Raw genomic sequence first — 20,582 nt, 5'->3', positions numbered from 1 at the left:
GGAGGCGTGGCCAAGTACATCCAAAGCATCGAGCGCGCCGCCGAGATCCTGAAACTGCTGGCCCGGGGCACGCAGCCCTACACCCTCGCCGAAATCTCCGCCGCCCTCGACCTCCCCAAACCCACGGTCGTCGGCATCCTCCGGACCCTCCAGTCCGTCGACTTCGTCGACCAGGACACCGAGACCTCCCGATACGGACTCGGCCCCGGACTCCTCCACGTCGGCGCGCGGTACCTCGACGGCAACGAGCTGCGCCAAAAGGCCATTAACTGGTCCGACGCGCTCGCCGCCCGCTCCCGTGAATCCGTCCGCATCGCCACCCTCCACCACCACCACGCACTCGTCGTCCACCACGTCTTCCGACCCGACGACACCTACCAGACCCTGACCGTGGGAGAACTGCTTCCCCTGCACGCCACCGCCATCGGCAAGATCCTCATGGCCTACGGCGGCGTCCTCCCCGAGGAGATCGCCGAGAAGGCGACCCCCTACACGCCCCGGACGGTCGCCTCGACCGAGGAACTCACCGACGAGGTGGCCCGCATCCGCTCGCAGGGCTGGGCCGACGAGATCGAGGAGTACATCGTCGGCGAGACCTCCATCGCCGCGCCCATCCGCGACCGCCAGGGCATCGTCGTCGGGGCCATCGCCATCACCGGCGCCGTCGAACGCACCTGCACCGACGGGCGGTCGCGCATGGACCTCGTCTCCTACGTCCGCGACTCCGCCCGGGCGATCTCCCGCGAGCTGGGCTTCATCCCCCACGCCTGAGCCTTCGAACCGGGAGGCGCGTTCACACGCGAAAAAAGGGGCGGCCCTCGGGCCGCCCCTGCTCACCTTATCGATCCCCGGTTACTCCCAGGGGAACTTGTCCGCGAACGCGGGCTTGAGGTGGTCCACCCACACCGCGTCCTCGCTGTACTTCGCGAAGAACGGGCGCCCGACCAGGTCGGGGTTCCGCGCCTGCAGCAGGCGCAGGGCGAAGACCTTCTCGCCGTTGATCTCGGTGACGCCGTCCACGGTGACCTTGCCGGGCGTGGCCGACATCGACGGGCCGCGCACCGTGCGGCACAGGCCGGAGACCTGGCTCAGCGCGTCGCGGTAGATCTCCCACGCGCGCCACAGCGGCACGGAGAAGTAGTCCTGCGGGCCCGTGTCGCGCTCGACGAACATGTAGTAGGGGATCATGCCCATCTTGTGCTGGGTCTTCCACATGCCGGCCCACTCTTCGGCGTCGTCGTTGATCGTCCGGATCAGCGGGGCCTGGGTGCGGATGGTCGCGCCGGTGTCGAGGATGCGCTGCACCGCCTCCTGCACGATCTCCGACTCCATCTCGCGCTGGTGCGAGAAGTGCGCCATGAACGCCAGGTTGCGACCGGACTTGACGACCTTCTCGAACAGCTTCAGCGTGGCGTCGGCGTCCGGGTCGGTCACGAAGCGCTGCGGCCAGTAGGCCAGGGCCTTCGAACCGATGCGGATCGACTCGACGTGGTCGATCTCCAGCAGCGGGTCGATGTAGCGGCTCAGCACCGGCTCGCCCATGATCATCGGGTCGCCGCCGGTCATCAGCACCGACGAGACCTCCGGGTGGCGGGCCACGTAGCCGGTCATCTCGGCGACGTCGTTGTTGGCGATCTTCAGGTCCGCGATGCCCACGAACTGCGCCCAGCGGAAGCAGTAGGTGCAGTAGGCGTGGCAGGTCTGGCCCTGCTGCGGGAAGAAGAGCACCGTCTCGTTGTACTTGTGCTGGATGCCGTCGACGGCGTCTTCCTCGGCGGCCTTGTTCTTCGGGATGTTGAGCTGGATCTGTCCGGCCGGGTGGGGGTTGAGCCGGTAGCGGATCTCGTTGGCGACCGGGAGGATCTCCTTCTTCGGAGCCTCTTTGCGGAGCAGGTCCGCGAGACGGTCCACGTCCTCCTTGGGCAGCATGTCCTCTTGCGGGAACACCAGACGGAACATGGGATCATCCAGGGCGTTGTCCCAGTCGATGAGCTCATCGACGACGTAGGCGTTGGTGCGGAAGGGCAGGACGGAGGAAACCGCCCTGGTGCGAAGCCGCTGCTCCTCGCTCAATGGAGCCTTTTTGAGCAGCTCGTCCAGGTGGCGGTCGGTATAGGCACGGAAACGCCGACCTTGGCTTTCTTCGGTCATGGCGGTCTCGCCTCCTCACATCGTACGAATATCGGGCATGGGACCGGGGTCCCCGAAGGTCCCCCGGCCGTCGCTTGTAGCAACGCGAAACATCATTTCAAACAGAGGAGCGAAATTTCGGAACACCAAGCGCACGGGCTATTTCTGCCACACCCCGGTCCGCGGAGCCACGCTCCGGCGCAATTCGGTCACTCTCCCACAAAACAGTATTTCGCAAGCTTATCGCCGATCTTAACGCAAGGTCGCCTCGAGGCTGATGGGCACCGCTTTCAGGGCCTGGCTGACCGGGCAGCCGTCCTTGGTCTTGTCGGCGATGTCGGTGAACGCGTCCAGGTCGATCCTGGGGACCGAGGCCTCGCACACCAGGGTGATTCCGGTGATTCCGGTCCCCGGGGTGAACTCTACGCTCGCCTGCGTGTCGATGCTGTCCGGCGGGAAGCCGGCGCCCGTCAGGCCGTGTGAGAGGGCCATCGAGTAGCAGGTCGCGTGAGCCGCGGCGATCAGTTCTTCGGGGCTGGTCTTGCCGTCGGGGTCATTCGCCCTCGACGCCCATGTCACGTCTACGTCGGGCAGGCCCGACGACACGAACGCCGTCTTGCCGCCCCCGTCCTCGAGGCTTCCGGTCCAGTGGGTGCGCGCGTTGCGGATTACCGGCATTGTGCGTTCCTCTTCCTCTGCGTTGGAATGGTTCGAGGAGCCCGCCGGCCTCAGCCGGGCAGCGGCGGTCTCCCCGCCTGAGCATAGGTGCCCGCGCCCCGGGCGCGGGCCTTTCACGGGAATGCGGATCGCGTCGTCACTCTCGTCGCCACATGTTCTCTACGCCGTACGGGTGAAGATGGGCCGCGAGGTCGCTCCGACCGGAGAGACGTCGAGCCGAGTACACCGGCTACTGCCGTCGGTTCGGGACCGCCCCGGCCACCGCCGGCCGTCCGGCCCCGGCAGCGATTTCCGCTGCGTTGCCGCACGGAGTCTTCCGCTCTGTTGTCGTACGGAGAGGGAGCACAGTTCAATCCACGAGACGGGCGAGAGGTACTCCTCTCTCCACCGTTCAGTACTCGCACCGCTCCTCCAATACGGGGACCGGATACCTCCCTCCGTCGGTCACCCCGGCTCCTTGATCGGCATAATGCAGACGGCCGTGGCCCTGAGCGGGCACCCGGGGTCCCGCGGGGCCGGTCAGAAGCGACGGATCCCCCGCTCTCCACTCCCCACCTATTACTCTCCACCGTCGTTCGAAGCCGTACCCCCGAGTCCGCTCGGCCCCGGACGGCCCTCGCACCCACTGCGCACGGCTCCTTTTCTCCGTGGCTACGTCCGGCACCTCCCCTGTTCCTCTTCCTCTCCTCACCCGCCGTCTTCGAACGGCCAGCTGTCCCCTCCTCACGCCGTCAGCGGTGCGTCGAGCCGTCCTCGTTCATGGCAGCCCGGCTACCGCGCATGCCGCTCATCCGATGCTCGCAATCGGTAATCCCGGTGCCCCAACGCTTTTGACCAGGAGATACGTCCAGTGACACGCGCAATCCGACCCCCCGTTGACGGGGGTTTGCGGGTGGGTGTATATTAGTTCTTGCCCGCGAGGGAACGGACAAGACCGAAACGGTCGAGGCCGGAGAGATGGTCGAGAGTTTCGACGACAACCACTTGAACTTCTTGTTCTAAGGTGTGGCGCGATCCGACATCTGCGGGACTCCCAGAGCTTTGATGCTTGAGCATTGGTTGCCTTGAAGTTGATCTTCACTGTGATCGGGGTTACGAACCCCCTTCGCGGACAGGGTTTTTGCGAGTGTTAAGGTTTACGGGTTGCTCCGATCGGGGAAAGTCAAAGGGTTTTGATGGACTTTGGTTGTGGCGTGTTGTTTGAGAACTGAACAGGGTGTTTGGATGGTCAGCGTGCGGGCCATTGGATTTGCTGGGGGCTTTCGGGTTTCTGGTGGGTTCATGGTTTGTATTTGACTGTTGATTTCTTTATTTACAAGAATCGGTCAGGTATCGCTTCGACACACTGGTTATTTTGCGTTGCTTTGCGATTGCGAATTTATTAGTTTTTTGTTGGAGAGTTTGATCCTGGCTCAGGACGAACGCTGGCGGCGTGCTTCACACATGCAAGTCGAACGGAAAGGCCCCTTCGGGGGTACTCGAGTGGCGAACGGGTGAGTAACACGTGAGTAACCTGCCCTAGGCTCTGGGATAACCATTGGAAACGGTGGCTAATACCGGATATGACATCGGATCGCATGGTCTGGTGTGGAAAGTTTTTTCGGCCTGGGAGGGGCTTGCGGCCTATCAGTTTGTTGGTGGGGTAGTGGCCTACCAAGACGGCGACGGGTAGCCGGCCTGAGAGGGCGGCCGGTCACATTGGGACTGAGATACGGCCCAGACTCCTACGGGAGGCAGCAGTGGGGAATATTGCACAATGGGCGGAAGCCTGATGCAGCGACGCCGCGTGGAGGATGACGGTTTTCGGATTGTAAACTCCTTTTATTCATGACGAAGGCATGGTTTTTGCTGTGTTGACGGTAGTGTTTGAATAAGCGCCGGCTAACTACGTGCCAGCAGCCGCGGTAAGACGTAGGGCGCGAGCGTTGTCCGGATTTATTGGGCGTAAAGGGCTCGTAGGCGGCTTGTCGCGTCTGCCGTGAAAGGCCTCGGCTTAACTGGGGTTTTGCGGTGGATACGGGCAGGCTTGAGGCAAGTAGGGGAGATTGGAATTCTACGTGTAGCGGTGGAATGCGCAGATATGTGGAGGAACACCGGTGGCGAAGGCGGATCTCTGGGCTTGTACTGACGCTGAGGAGCGAAAGCATGGGGAGCGAACAGGATTAGATACCCTGGTAGTCCATGCTGTAAACGGTGGGCGCTAGGTGTGGGGTGGTTTTTCTGCTCTGTGCCGTAGCTAACGCATTAAGCGCCCCGCCTGGGGAGTACGGTCGCAAGGCTAAAACTCAAAGGAATTGACGGGGGCCCGCACAAGCGGCGGAGCATGCGGATTAATTCGATGCAACGCGAAGAACCTTACCTGGGTTTGACATCACCCGGACGCTGCTAGAGATAGTGGTTTCTTCGGACTGGGTGACAGGTGGTGCATGGCTGTCGTCAGCTCGTGTCGTGAGATGTTGGGTTAAGTCCCGCAACGAGCGCAACCCTTATCCTGTATTGCCAGCACGTAATGGTGGGGACTTGCGGGAGACTGCCGGTGTTAAACCGGAGGAGGGTGGGGATGAGGTCAAGTCATCATGCCCCTTATGTCCAGGGCTTCACGCATGCTACATTGGCCGGTACAGCGGGCAGCGATACCGTGAGGTGGAGCGAATCTCTGTAAAGCCGGTCTTGGTTCGGATTCGAGTCTGCAACTCGACTCGATGAAGGTGGAGTCGCTAGTAATCGCAGATCAGCAACGCTGCGGTGAATGCGTTCCCGGGCCTTGTACACACCGCCCGTCACGTCATGAAAGTTGGCAACACCCGAAGCCTGCGGCCTAACCCCTTGTGGGGAGGAGCGGTCGAAGGTGGGGCTGGCGATTAGGACGAAGTCGTAACGGTAGCCGTACCGGAAGGTGCGGCTGGATCACCTCCTTTCTAAGGAGTCTATGGAGGCTACGGTGAAGTTTTAGTAACTGTTGGTTTCCGACCATCCCGATCGTTGAAGAGGTGACATTCGGTTGTCTCTGTGAGTGTTCGGGGTGTGTAAGACTGAATGTTTTTTTGGTGTGTCAGAGCAAGACGTACGTTGATTATCCTTCAGCATCAGTGAGAGAGTACTTTGTGTTTTCTTCTGGTGCTGGCACCCTGTTTAGGTTCTGAGGCAATACGTCTCGGAGCCTGGTCTGTTTCTGAAGCCGCGTGTGTGGTGGAGGGTTCGGGCTGGTGTGTTGTTTGAGATTTGTATAGTGTGCGTGAGTGTCTTTATGTTTTCTATCTGATTGACACCTGTGTGTGTTGGTTAAGTTAATGAGGGCGCATGGTGGATGCCTTGGTGCCAAATGACCGATGAAGGACGTGTGAGGCTGCGATATTCCTGGGGGAGTTGTCAACAGGGCGTTGATCCCAGGGTTTCCGAATGGGGTAACCTAGCCGGCTTGGTGGTCGGTTGCTCTCGCTTGAATGTATAGGGCGAGTAGTGGTGTGGTGGGGAAGTGAAACATCTTAGTACCTGCTGTGGAGAAAACAATAGTGATTCCGTGAGTAGTGGCGAGCGAAAGCGGAGGAGGCTAAACCGTGTTCGTGTCAAGGCGGCAGCTGTTGCGGATGCGGGGTTGTGAGGTTGGATCGTTGTTTCCTGCCGGGAACAGGTTCTCTGTGGATGTTTTAGTCGAATGGTGTGGGAAAGCCGACCGTAGTGGGTGATAGTCCCGTAGGCGAAGGAATGTTCATGGGTTCGGGTCTGATGCTCGAGTAGTGCGGGGTTCGTGGAGCCTTGTGTGAATCTGCCAGGACCGTCTGGTAAGCCTAAAGAGGTTTGGTGACCGATAGTGGATGAGTACCGTGAGGGAATGGTGAAAAGTACCCCGGGAGGGGAGTGAAATAGTGCTTGAAACCGTGTGCCTGTAATCCGTCAGAGCCTGGCGATGAGTTTTTGCTTGTCGGGTGGGTGATGGCGTGCCTTTTGAAGAATGAGCCTGCGAGTTAGGGTATGCAGCGAAGTTAACCTGTTGTGGGGTAGCTGGAGCGAAAGCGAGTCTGAATAGGGCGTTGAGTTGTGTGTTCTAGACCCGAAGCGGGGTGATCTACCCATGTCCAGGGTGAAGCGCGTGTAAGAGCGTGTGGAGGCCCGAACCCACCTAAGTTGCAAATTGGGGGGATGAGGTGTGGGTAGGGGTGAAAGGCCAATCAAACTCCGTGATAGCTGGTTCTCCCCGAAATGTATTTAGGTACAGCGTCAATGTTTATGTGTAGTGGTGGTAGGGCTCTGATTCGGGAATGGGCCGTGTTGGTTACTGACTCGAGTTAAACTTCGAATGCCATTATTCATGGTTGGCAGTGAGACTGTCGGTGAGAAGATCGATTGTCGAGAGGGAAACAGCCCTGATTACCGGCTAAGGCCCCTAAGGGTGTGCTGAGTGGAAAAGGATGTTTGATCGCGTTGACAGCCAGGAGGTTGGCTTAGAAGCAGCCATCCTTGAAAGAGTGCGTAATAGCTCACTGGTCGAGTGGTTGAGCGCCGATAATGTAGCGGGGCTGAAGTGCACCGCCGAAGCCGTAGCAAAGTCTGATTCACTTGTGAGTCGGGCGTTGGGTAGGGGAGCGTCGTACATGCGGGGAAGCGGAAGCGTGAGCTAGCCCGTTAGGGTGTGTCCGTGGAGTGTGTGCGAGTGAGAATGCAGGCATGAGTAGCGTGAGGCCAGTGAGAATCTGGTCCGCCGATTGACTAAGGGTTCCAGAGGACGGTTGTTCCGCTCTGGGTTAGTCTGGGCCTAAGGCGAGGCCGAGAGGCGTAGTTGATGGATAACCGGTTGATATTCCGGTACCCGAATCATACGTGTTGTGCGAAGGCAGTTATGCTAACTGGCTGGTGACTGGTGGTTGAGGGCTTCGGTTCTTTTCTATCGTGATCTGGTTGGGGTCCTTTCTGTTGTTAGTGTAGTGATGGGGTGACGCATGGGGATAGCGGTACCGTCTGGTGGTTTAGGCGGGGTAAGGTGGTAGCCCGTGTTCTAGGTAAATCCGGAGCACATTGAGGGTGAGCGCTGATGCATAGTTCTTTTGAGTGAATTCCGTGATTCCGTGGTGTCGAGAAAAGCCTCTAGCGAGTGTGGTTCGGCCAGTACCCTAAACCGACACTGGTGGTCAGGTAGAGTATACTGAGGCGTTCGAGTTATGTATGGTTAAGGAATTCGGCAAATTGCCTCCGTAACTTCGGGAGAAGGAGGGCCCTTGCTGGTGTAGTCAAGCGACTGTGAGCTGGTGGGGGTTGCAGAGGCCAGGGGGGAACGACTGTTTACTAAAAACATAGGTCCATGCTAAGCCGTGAGGTGATGTATATGGACTGACGCCTGCCCGGTGCTGGAACGTTAAGAGGATCCATTAAGAAGTAATTCTGTCGTGGTGAATTGAAGCGCCAGTAAACGGCGGTGGTAACTATAACCATCCTAAGGTAGCGAAATTCCTTGTCGGGTAAGTTCCGACCTGCACGAATGGCGTAACGATTCCCCTGCTGTCTCAACCATATGCTCGGCGAAATTGCAGTACGAGTAAAGATGCTCGTTTCGCGCGGCAGGACGGAAAGACCCCGGGACCTTTACTATAGCTTGGTATTGGCATGTTGTTTGGTTTGTGTAGGATAGGCAGGAGACTGGGAAGCTGGCACGCTAGTGTTGGTGGAGTCGTTGGTGAAATACTGCTCTGGCTAAATGGTGTGTCTAACCTTCGGCCCTGATCGGGTTGGGGGACAGTGCCTGGTGGGTAGTTTAACTGGGGCGGTTGCCTCCTAAATGGTAACGGAGGCGTTCAATGGTGCCCTCGGGCTGGTTGGAAACCAGTTGGTGAGTGTAAGCGTATAAGGGTGCTTGACTGTGAGACTGACGGGTCGAGCAGGAACGAAAGTTGGGGCTAGTGATCCGGCATCAACGTACGGGTGTGGTGTCGCTCAACGGATAAAAGGTACCCCGGGGATAACAGGCTGATCTTCCCCAAGAGTCCATATCGACGGGATGGTTTGGCACCTCGATGTCGGCTCGTCGCATCCTGGGGCTGGAGTTGGTCCCAAGGGTTGGGCTGTTCGCCCATTAAAGCGGCACGCGAGCTGGGTTTAGAACGTCGTGAGACAGTTCGGTCCCTATCCGCCGCGCGCGTTGGAGATTTGATGGAGGGCTGTCCCTAGTACGAGAGGACCGGGATGGACGAACCGCTGGTGTGCCAGTTGTCCCGCCAGGGGCATGGCTGGTTGGCTACGTTCGGGAGCGATAACCGCTGAAAGCATCTAAGTGGGAAGCGTGCTTCGAGATGAGGTCTCCGTCAGTATTATTGCTGGTGAGGTTCCCTAGAGATGATGGGGTTGATAGGCTGGGCATGGAAGCGCCGTGAGGTGTGGAGTGGACTGGTACTAATTACCGAGGGCTTAACCAATATTCAACCCGTGGGGTTGCATGTGGGTGTTGAGATGATAGATGGCTAAACGGGATATTCACGCACGCTATATGATTCTGAGGCAGCACACCTCGGATCCCGAGGATATGTTTGTGTCTCGTGGGTTTGTTTGGTGGTGTTAGCGGGAGGGGTACACTCAGTTCCATTCCGAACCTGGTTGTTAAGGCTCCCTGCGCCGATGGTACTGCACTCGAGAGGGTGTGGGAGATTAGGTCGCCGCCAAACATTAAACATTGATTGAGGGTTGTTTCTTTCCTTGGTAGAGGGGGAGGAGCAACCCTCTTTTTCGTGTGTCCGGACTTGGGTGAGGGTGGTGGGTGTCCCCCCTTTGTTTTTCTGGGTGTGTCGGGCGAGGGGCGACGGGTCTCGGACGCTCGGGAGTGTCCCATTCGCGGTGTCTTGGCGTGTTTGCGGGTCAGGGTGTTGTCGGGTGTATCGAGCCGGGTGCGGTGCGGTGCGGTGCGGTGCGGTGCGGTGCGGTGCGGTGCGGTGCGGTTTCGCGGTTCGGGGTTGGTGGTCGTGCCGGCGCGTGTTGCAGGGTTTTGGAGTTGGTTCCTTCTGGGGGCCGGCCCCTTTTTTTGCGTCCAGGGCACGGTCGAAACCGGGCCGCCGGCCGGGGACCGCGAGATATAGGGCGAAGCCGAGTTTACTGGCCGGGGCCGCTTCCGATGTAGCAAGGAACCGAAACCGCTAGACGGCAACAGTGCCCCGAGTACGACCTAGCGGAAGCAGCTGTTCAGATTTTGTGGGACTGCGATCGGTGGTAGATGTTTGCTTGGGCGTTGAAAGGATGCTCCTTCATCTTGTCGGTCGCCTAATGGAGGCGAGCGTCTCATGATCCGTGAAGTCCTGATCAAAGATCCCGAGCCGGGACTCTACTCAATCGGGGGAGAGGGAAGCGGAAGCCTTCGAGGATGTGTCCCCTTTAAGAATGTCTATGAAGGACGGAATGGGAATTGTAGAAGCGGTCTGACCGCCGTTGGCGACTTCTGGGTCCGAGTGACGGCCTGGTCAAGGAAGCAGTGATTGGCGAAGGAGCGGTCGACGATCATGTGCGGGCCGGATCGAGGGTAGGGCGCAAAACGGCACACGGTGGTCACAGGGACCGCTTAGTCTTCAAGGATGGGAAAGAGCGGCGGGGCCGATATCGGACGGGCCTCTACGGCCACGGCGACGACGCTGTCGGTTACGGGAGCGGGTGTGCTGTTCCTGTTGTTGCGTCTGTTCGCGGTCGTCGACTACAACTGGGACTCGGCGTTCGCCATCGCGGAGACGATGGGCGTTGACGATATTCCTTCCATTATGTTCGGCAGTCTGCTGGGGGAGCGTTTTTACCACGGGTTCTTTCTGGCGGTGCTGTTGCCGTTTACCGTGGGGCGCCAGATACGGCTCGGGCGGCCGCTGCGCGAACACACTGCGAACCTGGCCCTGCTGGTGATAGCGGCCGTACTCATGTTTTCGTACGTCGCGACGTACCGCGACTGGTGGATGCTAGGCGTGACGGCGGTGCTGATGGCATTGGAGCTGGTGTGGATTCGCCGGCGCAAGGGCTGGGGCGAAGAATTCGCCACGTACGTGAGCGTCCATTTCTGGAAAATCGTGCTCGTGGCGGTGTTCTTGAGCGCGGCGTTGCTGAGGACGCCGTGGGTGCCGTTGGAGAGGATCGAACTGGCCGACGGCGAGACGGTGGAGGGCTACGTGATGGACACGCCGTCGGGATTTCTGAAGGTCCTGGAAGAAGAGGGGCGCGAGATCAGGATCCTCATCAGCGGGGACGTGGAGAGCAGGGAAGAAGTCTGAAGCCTCGCGGGAACGGCCGCGGACGGATGCGGACGCGATAAAAGGACCGGGGCCGATGGCTCCGGTCCGGTCGAGGAAGGCTGTCAGCTGGTGACGAGCTCGCGTATCTTATAAGCGCCGATGGCGACGGCGAACAGCGCGCCGACGGCGAGGAAGGCCACTCCTACGACACTGAGCAGGAGCACTGCCAGGCCGACCGCGGCGAGGGTGGAAAAGAACGAGCCCATGGAGCCTCCTTCATTGCAGGCTTTGTCGATCTATTGATTGTCGCATATTGTCAACTGATCTATATCTTACTTCACAGGTGATGTACAGCACATTTTGGGTGGTCGGAGGGTGCTGGGTACGGGGGTGGGCGAGTGTTGCCGGGAGTGTCCGAAACGACGTAATAGCCCTGTTCGCCCCCGCTTGGCCGTAACCGGCCGTAAGCTTTCGGTTGCTGGTTTTATAAGGAGGAGGCTGAGGTGAAAAGCGAAGGACCCACCGGGGATTTGAGCGTCTCGACGACGGGGACGGTCTTCGTGGCGATGGCGGCCGCGTTGGGCGGCTTCCTGTTCGGTTATGACACGAGCGTCATCAACGGGACGGTGAACGCGCTGGAGGTGACGTTCGGGATTTCGTCGGTGGCGCTGGGATTCGTGGTCTCCGCGGCGTTGATCGGAGCCGCGTTCGGCGCCTGGTTCGCCGGGGGACTGGCCAACCGCTTCGGCCGCACCAGGGTCATGCTGGTGGCGGCTGTCCTGTTCTTCGTGTCCTCCTTCGGCTCGGCGCTGGCGGTGGGACCGTGGGACCTGGTGGTGTGGCGTGTCATCGGCGGTATCGGCGTCGGCGCGGCGAGCGTCATCGCCCCCGCCTACATCGCCGAAATCTCGCCGTCGAGGATCCGCGGCCGGCTGGGATCGCTGCAGCAGATGGCGATCGTTGTCGGCATCTTCGCGGCGCTGCTGGTCAACTTTTTGATCCAGAAAGCGGCGGGCGGATCGAACGAGCCGGCCCCGTGGGGCGGTACGGCGTGGCGGTGGATGTTCGCCGCCGAGTCGATCCCCGCGTTCATCTACTTCGTGGTGGCGCTCCAGATTCCGGAGTCGCCGAGGTACCTGGTGTCGAAGAACAAGACGCGCCAGGCCAAGAAGGTGCTGGCGAAGTATGTCGGCGGAGACGTGGACGCGAAGGTGGAGGAGATCCAGACTTCGCTGAAGTCGGACCGGCCGCCCCGGTTCGGTGACATCAGGGGCTCCATGGCGGGCCTCATGCCGATCGTGTGGGTCGGCATCCTGCTGTCGGTGTTCCAGCAGTTCGTGGGCATCAACGTCATCTTCTACTACTCGAACACGCTGTGGCAGGCGGTCGGGTTCACCGAGGAGAACTCGTTCCTGACGTCGGTGATCACGTCGATCACGAACGTGGTCGCGACGATCATCGCCATCGCGTTGATCGACAAGGTCGGGCGCAAGACGCTGTTGCTGGTCGGTTCGTCGGTCATGGCCGTGTCGCTGGGCACGATGTCCGTCCTGTTCGCCACGGCGCCCGTGGTGGGCGAGGACCCCCAGCTGGGCAACTGGGAGGGCCCGGTCGCCCTGATCGCGGCGAACCTGTTCGTGGTGGGCTTCGCGTTCTCGTGGGGTCCGACGGTGTGGGTGCTGCTGGGTGAGATGTTCCCCAACCGGATCCGCGCCTCTGCGCTGGCGGTGGCGGCGGCGGCCCAGTGGGCGGCCAACTGGATCATCACCACGACGTTCCCCGAACTGGTGGAAGTGGGCCTGGGACTGGCCTACGGCCTGTACACGGCATTCGCGGTGCTGTCGTTCTTCTTCGTGCTGAGGTTCGTGCCCGAGACTAAGGGCGTCGAGTTGGAGGACATGGAGAGGCTCGACGAGGAGCAGTTGAAGCACCACTGAGACGAGAAGGGGGGCCGGCGTTCTACGCCGGCCCCCGGTTTCCTTTCCGAGGTGTGTCTATTCGGTCGCGATCGCCCGAAGCGCGTTGAGCTTCGCGGCGCGCGCGGCGGGTGCGAGCGCGGCGAGGAAGCCGACGACCAGGGCGGCGATCAGGTAGGTGGCTATCAGGTTCCACGGCAGGGCGAAGATATCGATGCCGTTGTCCTTGAAGCCCTGCTGGATGGCGAAGCCGAGCCCTACGCCCACGCCGATGCCCATGACGGCACCGAAGAGGCAGATGATCAGGCTTTCGACGGTGACCATGCGGCGCAGCTGGCCGCGGGTCATCCCGACCGCTCGGAGCATCCCGATCTCGCGGGTGCGTTCCAGGATGGACAGGACGAGGGTGTTGACCACGCCGATGACGGCGATGATGATCGCCAGGCCCATGAGGACCTGCACGGCGATGATCATGTTGTCCAGCCCCGACAGCTGCTGGTCGAGGAACTCGGCGTTGTCGTAGACGCCGACTTCGGGCTCGTTGGCGAGGACCTCGTCGACCTGGTCGCGGACCTCGGCGACGTCGGCGCCGGGCATCACGGTCAGGTAGGCCGAGGTGGGCCTGGTCAGCATGAAGTGCTCGGTGTAGGCGTCGGAGACCCAGGCGCCGCCATCCTCGGTGACCGCGGCGATCTCGAGGTCGGCGGTGGTGCCGTCGAAGAACGTCACGGTGATCGTGTCGCCCTGTTCGGCGCCGATCTCCTCGGCCACGAAGTCGCTGATGACGACGTCGTCGTCGCCGAACCCTGAGACGGAGCCCGACTGCAGCTTCTGCCCGGTGAGGTCGAACAGCGCCGGTATGTCGGACGACGAGGAGGCGATCAGCTCCTTGTCCCCGGCCTTGGCGCCGGGGTCGGCGTAGACGTCGACGGCCTCATCGACGTCCGGCAGGGCGGCCACCTCGTCGAAGGTGGCGGACTCGAAGGACGGGGGCGTTTCGCTCATCTGGGCGCCGCCGATGATCAGGTCGGAGCTGACCTGGTCCTCCATGGTCTGCTCGGCCGAGGCCTTGAGGCTGGAGACGATGCTGGCGATGGCGGTGACCAGCGCGACGGAGATCATCAGCGCCGAGGCGGTGATGGCCGTGCGGCGCGGGTTGCGCGCGGCGTTCAGGCGGCCGAGCTTCCCCGACAGCCCGAAGCCCATGATCCGTCCGAGCAGCGCCGTCAGCGGGCGGGAGAGGATCGGAGTCAAGAGGATGGCGCCGATGAAGGTCAGGCCCACCCCGGTGAACGTCGCCGGGAGGTTGCCGGAGTCGAAGGCCTCGCGGAGGCCGGCGATCATGAGCCCCAGACCCGCGGCGGTGACGATGGAACCGGCTATGGTGATGCCGCGCAGCGACTTCGGCGGGTTGGCGGCGTCGCGCATGGCGGCCACCGGCGGGATCTTCGCGGCGCGCCGGGCCGGGCTGAGCGCGGCCAGGAGCGTGACGATGATGCCGATGCCGATCGCGGAGTAGGCCCCGGCGGGTACGACCGTCTCGACGGTCAGGCCCTCGAAGAGGGTGTTCCCGACCAGTGAGGACAGTCCCATGCCCAGCAGGATGCCGATGCCGAACCCGACCACGGAGGCGACCGCGCCCACCAGGAGCGCCTCGACGAGCACCGACCTGGTGGCCTGCCCGGTGCTGGCGCCCATGGAGCGCATGAGGGCCAGTTCCTTCTGACGCTGGGCGACGACGATGGTGAAGGTGTTGAGGATGAGGAACACCGACACGATGATCGCCACGGCCCCGAAGCCGAGGAAGACCCAGTTGATGATGTCGGTGAAGGCGCTGAAGGCCTCGGCGTTGTCCTCGTCGGCCTCGGCGCCGGTCTTGACGGTGCCGGCGTCGCCCACGACGGACTGGAGGTCGGCCTTGTCGGCGTCGCCGGCGACGCTGATGGTGGTGTAGACGTCCTCGCCGCCGGCCATGAGCGCCTGGGCGTCCGGGGTCGTGAAGGCCACGGCGGTCTCGCCGATGAGGCTGTCGCGGCCGCCGGGGTACTCGTAGGCTCCCACGATCTCATAGTCCGAGGACTCTGAGGTGGGCGAGTAGACCGGGGCCTCGTCGCCGACCTCGTAGCCGGACTCGGAGATGAACTTGGCCGAGACCATGACCTCGCCGTCGGCCTCTGGGGCCCGGCCGTCGGTGATCTCGGCGAAGCCCTCGAGCGCCTCGGCGTTGAAGCCGATGGTCGGCTGGGGCTGGCCCACCAGTTTGCCGTCGTCGCCGATGGCGGAGACGGTGCCGGAGACCTCGCCGGTGGCGTCCGTGACGCCGGAGACGTCCTGGAGGTCGTCCGTCAGTTCGGCGGGGAGGAGGTCCGAGGGGCTGGTGCTCCCGCCCTCGATGTCGGCGGAGTCGCCGTCACCGGGCTGGACGACGTAGTCGACGTCCTCGTAGAGGTTGGAGAAGGTGCCGGCCAGGGCCTGGTTGAGCGAGGAGGTCAGGACCATCGCGGCGGAGACGAACATGGTTCCCAGCACGATGGCCAGGGAGGTGAGGATCAGGCGCCCCTTGCGTTGCGCCATGCCTTTGAGTGAGGCGCGCAGCATCAGGCGGCCTCGCTCTCGGTGCGGGCGGCGACGAGCTCCTCGAAGTGGCGCATGCGGTCGATGACCGCGTCGGCGGTCGGGTCGGCCATGTCGTCCACGATCAGGCCGTCGGCCAGGAAGACCACTCGGTCGGCGTAGGCGGCGGCGCCGGGGTCGTGGGTGACCATGACGATGGTCTGTCCGAACTGGTCGACGCTCTGGCGCAGGAAGCGCAGCACCTCGGTGCCCGAACGGGTGTCCAGGTTGCCGGTGGGTTCGTCGGCGAAGATGACCTCCGGGCGGGTGGCCAGGGCGCGGGCGCAGGCCACGCGCTGCTGCTGTCCGCCGGAGAGCTCGGTGGGCTTGTGGTGGAGCCGCTCGTCGAGGTCGAGGGTCTTGGTGATCTGCTTGACCCACTCGTCGTCGGCCTTGGTGCCGGCGATGGCCGCGGGGAGGGTGATGTTCTCCTGGGCGGTGAGGGTGGGCAGCAGGTTGAACTGCTGGAAGATGAATCCGATCTTCTCGCGGCGCAGCTTGGTCAGCTGCTTGTCCTTCATGCCGGTGATCACTGTCTCTCCAATGGAGACGGCGCCCCGGTCGGTGGTGTCCAGGCCGGCCAGGCAGTGCATGAGGGTGGATTTGCCGGAGCCCGAGGGGCCCATGATGGCGGTGAACTGCTCTTTGTGGAACTGGACGTTGATGTCGCGCAAGGCGACGACTTGGGCTTCGCCGTTGCCGTACACCTTCCAGACGTCGGAGGCGGAGGCGGCTGGGGAGGCGGAGGTCATGGTGCTTCACTCTCTCTTGCTGATGATCTGTCGCCGTCGCCTCTCGGGGGAGGGTCGGGCGGAGGACCCGCGGTGTCCCAGGAGCGGAGTCCTGATGACATCATAGATAATGTCATAGTGACACCGCAAGCGGGTACCATGACTACATCTTAATCGGCGCCCCGACGCGGCACATCGTCTCCGAGGCCTGTTTTCCGACTCCTACCGCGGGAGGAGACCTAGGACCCCGGCTGGACGAGCCCCGACTCATAGGCGGCGATGACCGCCTGAACACGGTCCCGAGCACCGAGTTTGGCCAGAATATGACCCACATGGGTCTTCACGGTAGTCTCTCCGACCACCAAATGTGCGGCTATCTCGGTATTCGTCAGCCCCTGGGCCATGAGGACCAGCACCTCCCGCTCCCGCGACGTCAGTGATGTCAGTTTGGAGTCATCGACTGCCAGAGCCTGTCGCTCCGGTCCGCTCAGACGCGAGAGGAGGGTGGAGAGCAGATGCGGGGCGATCACGGACCCGCCATTGTGCACCGACCGGATCGCCGAGGCCAGATCGTCCGGCCGCGCGTCCTTCGTCAGGAACCCCGCCGCCCCCGCCTGCAGCGCCCCGTAGACGTAATCGTCCAGGTCGAACGTGGTCAGCATGAGCACCCTGCTGGGCACGCCCGCCTCGGTCAGCTCCCTGGTGGCGGTGACGCCGTCCTTGCGCGGCATGCGGATGTCCATCAGTACCACGTCCGGAAGCAGCCGCGAGATCATCCCGACGGCCTCCTCGCCGTCGCCGGCCTCGCCGACGATCTCGATGTCGGGCTCCGCCCCGAGCACGAGAGTGAACCCGGCTCGCAGAAGCTGCTGGTCGTCGACGAGGACGAGGCGGATGGGCTCGGTCTGGGTCATAATCCCTCTTTCGTAGGACGGGCGATCTCCACCGGGCGGTCCGAACCCGACCGCGGGAAACGGGCCTCGACGCGGTAACCGCCGTCGGGAAGCTCCGCATTGCGCAGGCTGCCCCCGTACAACTGGGCGCGCTCGCGCATCCCGATCAGGCCGTGCCCGCCCTGGAACCCGAACGGACGCTGCTCCCGCCGGCGGACCGGCGGCGTCGGGGCCTGGTTGACGACCACGACGGTCAGCCTGTCGGACCCGTAGTCGAGCACGACCTCCGCCGGCGCGTCGTACCCGGCGTGCTTGATGATATTGGTCAGCGCCTCCTGGACGATCCGGTACACCGCCAGCCCCACGCCGTAGGGGATCTCGAAGTAGTCCCCGCGCACCGTATAGGTCACCGGAAGGCCCGTGTCCCGCGTCTGGGCGATCAGGCTGCGCAGGGAATCCAAAGTGGGCAGAGGCTGCGTCTCCGTCTCCTCGGAGGTCCGCAACACCGTCAACAGCGAACGCATCTGCGTCAACGCCTCACGCGAGGTGTCGCCGATGGTGTCCAGCGCCCCCTTGGCCGTCTCCGGATCCGCGTCGATCGTCCGCTTCGCCCCCTCGGCCATGACGCCGATGACGGCTATGTGGTGGGCGACCACGTCGTGCAGCTCACGGGCGATCCGGCGCCGCTCGTCGCCCACCGCCTGGGAGGCGAGCGCCTCCTGCGTCGCCTCGGCGACCGAGGCCCGCTCCGAGAGCTCGATGAGCCGCAGCTTCCTGCTGCGCACCACCCAGCCGATGAAGTACGACGTCAACGCCATGGCGTAGTTGACCGCGAGCATCCCCACCAGGCCCGACCAGTCCTGGAACTCCACCAGGATCCACACCGTCGCCGCCGCCCACACCACCGCGCTGGCCGCCAGAGACCTCTTCGGGGCCAGGTGCGCCGCGGCGGTATAGGTCAGGACCAGGAAGGGGTAGCCGCCCGCGCCGATCTCCGGCCACGGCGAGAAGGCGGCCAGCGCGGTCGTGACCACCAAGAGGGCGACGGCGGCCCACAGGTTCACCCGGCGCAGCGCGATGGGCGACTGCCCCAGCGCGACCAGAAGGTACGTCCAGTTGTTGAACTGCAGGGCACCGTCGCTGTTCTGCGCGGCCACGTACACGAACGCCACCGACATGACCCACATGGCGAAGGCCAGGAGCGTGTCGCTGATGAGGGGGTGTCTCTTGGTCCAGCCCAAGAACCGGTTCGGCGGCGCGGAGTCGTAGGAGGTCACCACTCAACTGTAGAGACCCGCTCCGGCGCCGGCCTCCTTCCCCGGGAGGAGGCGAGCCCTCCTCGAGACCGAGCCGGAGACCGCCGAGACCTCAGTCCGCCTCAGGGTTGAAAAGCGACAACGGCAGCGGATAGGACGGCTCCTCCCCGCCGAACTCCGGACAGTACTCCTGGAAGTTGCACCAGTCGCACAGCCGCGAGCGCTTAGGAGGGAACACCCCGGTGTCCACCGCCCGGCCGATCTCGCCCCACAGCTCCGCCAGCGACGCCTCGAAATCCACCAGCTCCTCCTCGGTCGGGGAGTGGTCGAGGATCTCGCCGTCGCCCAGGTACACCAGCCGCAAACCCGACGGAACGACGCCCTCGGTCCGCCACCACACCAGGGCGTAGAACCGCATCTGGAACAGGGCCTTGTCCCTGAACCGCGGCGGCGGGCACTTGCCGGTCTTGTAGTCGGTCAGCCGGACCATCCCCGAGTCGTTGACCTCGACGCGGTCGATGAACCCCTTCACCGGCGTCGGCCCCTGCGGAAGGGTCGCCTGCACGAGCTTCTCCAGGGACGACGGACGCAGCCGGGCGGGATCCTCCAGCGAGAAGTACGTCTCCAGGTGCCCCCGCACCTTCCGCTTCCACGCCTCCAGGTCGCCCGACCCGGGGAACAGCTCGTTCACATCGACCTTCCGCTGCAGGCGCTCCCACTGCTCGCGAAGCACCCGCATCGCCGTCCCAGGCGTCCGCTCGCCCGGAGCCGCCTCATAAAGGTGCTCCAGCACCGAGTGCACCAGCGTCCCGGCCACCTGCGCGGTGGAAGGCGGCTCGGGCAGCTTGTCGATCGTCCGCAACCGGTACAGGAGCGGACACTGCTGGAAGTCGTTGGCCCGGGACGGGGACAGCTGAGTAGGTCGGCGAACGGTAGGCATCGCCTAAGGATATTCCGATCCCCGGACCGAACGCGCTGGGGGGAGCGGTGATCACCGCCGCAGGTCCCGCCGCGCCGCACTCCGCCGCCGACAAGGGACGGAGGAGGCGATTAACATTGCGGTGTGTCTGCACTGCTATCGTTCCGCCGCTCCGGCCTGACCATCGCCCGGTTCAAGGACATCCCCGTCACCATCGGCTACTCGTGGTTCCTCCTAGCGGTGCTCATCATCGCCCTCTACGCGCCCATCGTCGCCGGCCGCGTCGCCGACGCCTCGAACCTGGTCGCCTACGCCTACGCGGCCCTCTTCGCCGTCATGCTCCTGACCAGCGTCTTCCTCCACGAACTGGGCCACGCCCTGACCGCCCGCCACTACCGGATCGGTGTCCGCTCCATCACCCTCGACGCGCTCGGCGGCTTCACCGAGATGGACCGGGAGGCCCCCAAACCCGGCCAGGCCGCCCTCATCGCGCTCGCCGGACCGGCCGTCTCGGCCGTCCTCGGAATCCTCTTCCTCCTCCTCACCCGCGTCGGCGACCCCGGCACCCTCACCTGGCTGCTGGCCCTCCAGATGGCCGTCGCCAACCTCCTGGTCGCCGCCTACAACCTCCTGCCCGGCCTCCCGCTCGACGGCGGCAAGGCCGTCCAGTCGGCCATCTGGAGCGCCACGAAGAACGAGTGGACCGGCTACAGCGTCGCCGGGTGGATCGGGCGCGGCGTGGCCGTCCTGACCGGACTCGCCGGGATGTGGCTCTACTTCCAGGAGCTCTACTCGGTCTTCGGACTGGTGCTGATGCTGCTGGTCGCCGTCGAACTCTGGCGCGGCGCCGGGGCCTCCATCGAGTTCTCCCGGCGCGGCGAGACCGTCCGCGGGCTCAAGGCCCGCGAGCTGGCCCGGCCGATCGAGCTGGTCGCCGCCGACCGGCCCCTGGGCGAGGCGCTCGCCGCCGCCGAGGGCCGGATCATGGTCGTCGTGGCCGACTCCAAGCCGGTGGGCATCGTCGACGAGGCGGCCGCAGCGGCGGTGGAGCCCGAGCGCGTCGACCATATCGGCCTGGAGGGCCTCATGCACCCGGCCGGGGCGATCCCGCCGGTCGAGGCCTCCCTGGAGGGCAGGGAGCTGCTGAGATCCCTCTCTCAGCGGGGGAGCGACTATTATTGGGTGCTGGACGGCGACCAGCTGGCCGGGGTGCTGCGAGCCGACGACGTGGTGGCGGCGCTCCAGGGCTAGCGGACCGCT

Annotated in this window: 12 protein-coding genes and 3 rRNA genes; 7 read left to right on the top strand and 8 right to left on the bottom strand. The window is 63.3% G+C overall.

The genetic code is table 11. From position 1 onward, the window contains the following. The first annotated feature begins 6 nt into the window (after nt 1-6). Complete coding sequence (locus tag ACFTE1_RS09395; RefSeq protein ID WP_380623491.1) at nt 7-771, top strand: IclR family transcriptional regulator; 765 nt, start codon at nt 7-9, stop codon at nt 769-771. A gap of 81 nt (nt 772-852) precedes the next feature. Here ACFTE1_RS09395 and ACFTE1_RS09390 read toward each other — a convergent pair whose 3' ends face one another. Next, nucleotides 853-2,151, bottom strand: a complete 1,299-nt coding sequence (locus ACFTE1_RS09390) for a KamA family radical SAM protein (RefSeq protein ID WP_380623493.1) — start codon at nt 2,149-2,151, stop codon at nt 853-855. Nucleotides 2,152-2,382: 231 nt separating this feature from the next. Next, entirely contained in the window at nt 2,383-2,808 is a 426-nt protein-coding gene (locus ACFTE1_RS09385; RefSeq protein ID WP_380623495.1) for an OsmC family peroxiredoxin, read from the bottom strand. A 1,389-nt stretch (nt 2,809-4,197) separates the two neighbouring features. Between ACFTE1_RS09385 and ACFTE1_RS09380 the strand changes: the two genes are divergently transcribed. From ACFTE1_RS09380 to ACFTE1_RS09365, 4 genes are all read left to right on the top strand, one after another. Next, nucleotides 4,198-5,726: ribosomal RNA gene (locus tag ACFTE1_RS09380) — 16S ribosomal RNA — on the top strand. A 362-nt stretch (nt 5,727-6,088) separates the two neighbouring features. Then, a 23S ribosomal RNA gene (locus tag ACFTE1_RS09375) occupies nt 6,089-9,212 on the top strand. 129 nt (nt 9,213-9,341) lie between these two features. Next, nucleotides 9,342-9,458, top strand: a 5S ribosomal RNA gene (rrf, locus tag ACFTE1_RS09370). The 16S, 23S and 5S rRNA genes sit together here, the layout of an rRNA operon. Nucleotides 9,459-10,355: 897 nt before the next feature. Then, nucleotides 10,356-11,033 (top strand): hypothetical protein, encoded by a 678-nt coding sequence (locus tag ACFTE1_RS09365; protein ID WP_380624649.1) that lies wholly within the window; start codon nt 10,356-10,358, stop codon nt 11,031-11,033. An 83-nt stretch (nt 11,034-11,116) separates the two neighbouring features. On the opposite strand, the gene ACFTE1_RS09360 is transcribed toward ACFTE1_RS09365, so the two are convergent. Continuing rightward, the gene (locus ACFTE1_RS09360) at nt 11,117-11,260 is read right to left on the bottom strand and encodes a hypothetical protein (protein WP_380624647.1); all 144 of its coding nucleotides are present in this window, start codon (nt 11,258-11,260) and stop codon (nt 11,117-11,119) included. Between the two features lie 300 nt (nt 11,261-11,560). On the opposite strand from ACFTE1_RS09360, the gene ACFTE1_RS09355 reads away from it, so the two are divergent. Further along, nucleotides 11,561-12,931 (top strand): sugar porter family MFS transporter, encoded by a 1,371-nt coding sequence (locus tag ACFTE1_RS09355; RefSeq protein WP_380624659.1) that lies wholly within the window; start codon nt 11,561-11,563, stop codon nt 12,929-12,931. Nucleotides 12,932-12,988: 57 nt separating this feature from the next. Here ACFTE1_RS09355 and ACFTE1_RS09350 read toward each other — a convergent pair whose 3' ends face one another. The 5 genes from ACFTE1_RS09350 to ACFTE1_RS09330 all read right to left on the bottom strand — a co-directional run bounded on the left by ACFTE1_RS09350 (nt 12,989) and on the right by ACFTE1_RS09330 (nt 19,343). Beyond that, nucleotides 12,989-15,484: an ABC transporter permease gene (locus ACFTE1_RS09350; protein ID WP_380624645.1), complete on the bottom strand. Its 2,496-nt coding sequence runs from the start codon at nt 15,482-15,484 to the stop codon at nt 12,989-12,991. A gap of 23 nt (nt 15,485-15,507) precedes the next feature. Continuing rightward, nucleotides 15,508-16,275: an ABC transporter ATP-binding protein gene (locus tag ACFTE1_RS09345; RefSeq protein ID WP_380624643.1), complete on the bottom strand. Its 768-nt coding sequence runs from the start codon at nt 16,273-16,275 to the stop codon at nt 15,508-15,510. Between the two features lie 218 nt (nt 16,276-16,493). Further along, nucleotides 16,494-17,168: a response regulator gene (locus ACFTE1_RS09340; RefSeq protein WP_380624641.1), complete on the bottom strand. Its 675-nt coding sequence runs from the start codon at nt 17,166-17,168 to the stop codon at nt 16,494-16,496. Then, nucleotides 17,165-18,424, bottom strand: a complete 1,260-nt coding sequence (locus tag ACFTE1_RS09335) for a sensor histidine kinase (protein WP_380624639.1) — start codon at nt 18,422-18,424, stop codon at nt 17,165-17,167. Before ACFTE1_RS09335 ends, ACFTE1_RS09340 begins: the two co-directional genes overlap by 4 nt. Nucleotides 18,425-18,515: 91 nt before the next feature. Further along, nucleotides 18,516-19,343 (bottom strand): RecB family exonuclease, encoded by an 828-nt coding sequence (locus ACFTE1_RS09330; RefSeq protein WP_380624637.1) that lies wholly within the window; start codon nt 19,341-19,343, stop codon nt 18,516-18,518. A 123-nt stretch (nt 19,344-19,466) separates the two neighbouring features. Between ACFTE1_RS09330 and ACFTE1_RS09325 the strand changes: the two genes are divergently transcribed. Continuing rightward, on the top strand, nt 19,467-20,573 hold the full coding sequence (locus tag ACFTE1_RS09325) for a site-2 protease family protein (protein ID WP_380624635.1): 1,107 nt from the start codon (nt 19,467-19,469) through the stop codon (nt 20,571-20,573). The last annotated feature ends 9 nt before the right edge of the window (nt 20,574-20,582 follow it).

Origin of the sequence: Salininema proteolyticum, from assembly GCF_042685645.1 — a bacterium.
Classification (GTDB): Bacteria; Actinomycetota; Actinomycetes; order Mycobacteriales; family Micromonosporaceae; genus Salininema; species Salininema proteolyticum.
This window is presented reverse-complemented; position numbering and strand designations above follow the sequence as displayed.

Excerpts from the sequence above, each read along its gene's own strand:
- ACFTE1_RS09390 (WP_380623493.1), bottom strand. The coding sequence starts at position 2,151 with ATGACCGAAGAAAGCCAAGGTCGGCGTTTCCGTGCCTATACCGACCGC.
- ACFTE1_RS09330 (WP_380624637.1), bottom strand. The coding sequence starts at position 19,343 with ATGCCTACCGTTCGCCGACCTACTCAGCTGTCCCCGTCCCGGGCCAAC.
- ACFTE1_RS09355 (WP_380624659.1), top strand. The coding sequence starts at position 11,561 with ATGGCGGCCGCGTTGGGCGGCTTCCTGTTCGGTTATGACACGAGCGTC.
- ACFTE1_RS09340 (WP_380624641.1), bottom strand. The coding sequence starts at position 17,168 with ATGACCCAGACCGAGCCCATCCGCCTCGTCCTCGTCGACGACCAGCAG.
- ACFTE1_RS09360 (WP_380624647.1), bottom strand. The coding sequence starts at position 11,260 with ATGGGCTCGTTCTTTTCCACCCTCGCCGCGGTCGGCCTGGCAGTGCTC.
- ACFTE1_RS09385 (WP_380623495.1), bottom strand. The coding sequence starts at position 2,808 with ATGCCGGTAATCCGCAACGCGCGCACCCACTGGACCGGAAGCCTCGAG.
- ACFTE1_RS09350 (WP_380624645.1), bottom strand. The coding sequence starts at position 15,484 with ATGGCGCAACGCAAGGGGCGCCTGATCCTCACCTCCCTGGCCATCGTG.
- ACFTE1_RS09365 (WP_380624649.1), top strand. The coding sequence starts at position 10,356 with ATGGGAAAGAGCGGCGGGGCCGATATCGGACGGGCCTCTACGGCCACG.
- ACFTE1_RS09345 (WP_380624643.1), bottom strand. The coding sequence starts at position 16,275 with ATGACCTCCGCCTCCCCAGCCGCCTCCGCCTCCGACGTCTGGAAGGTG.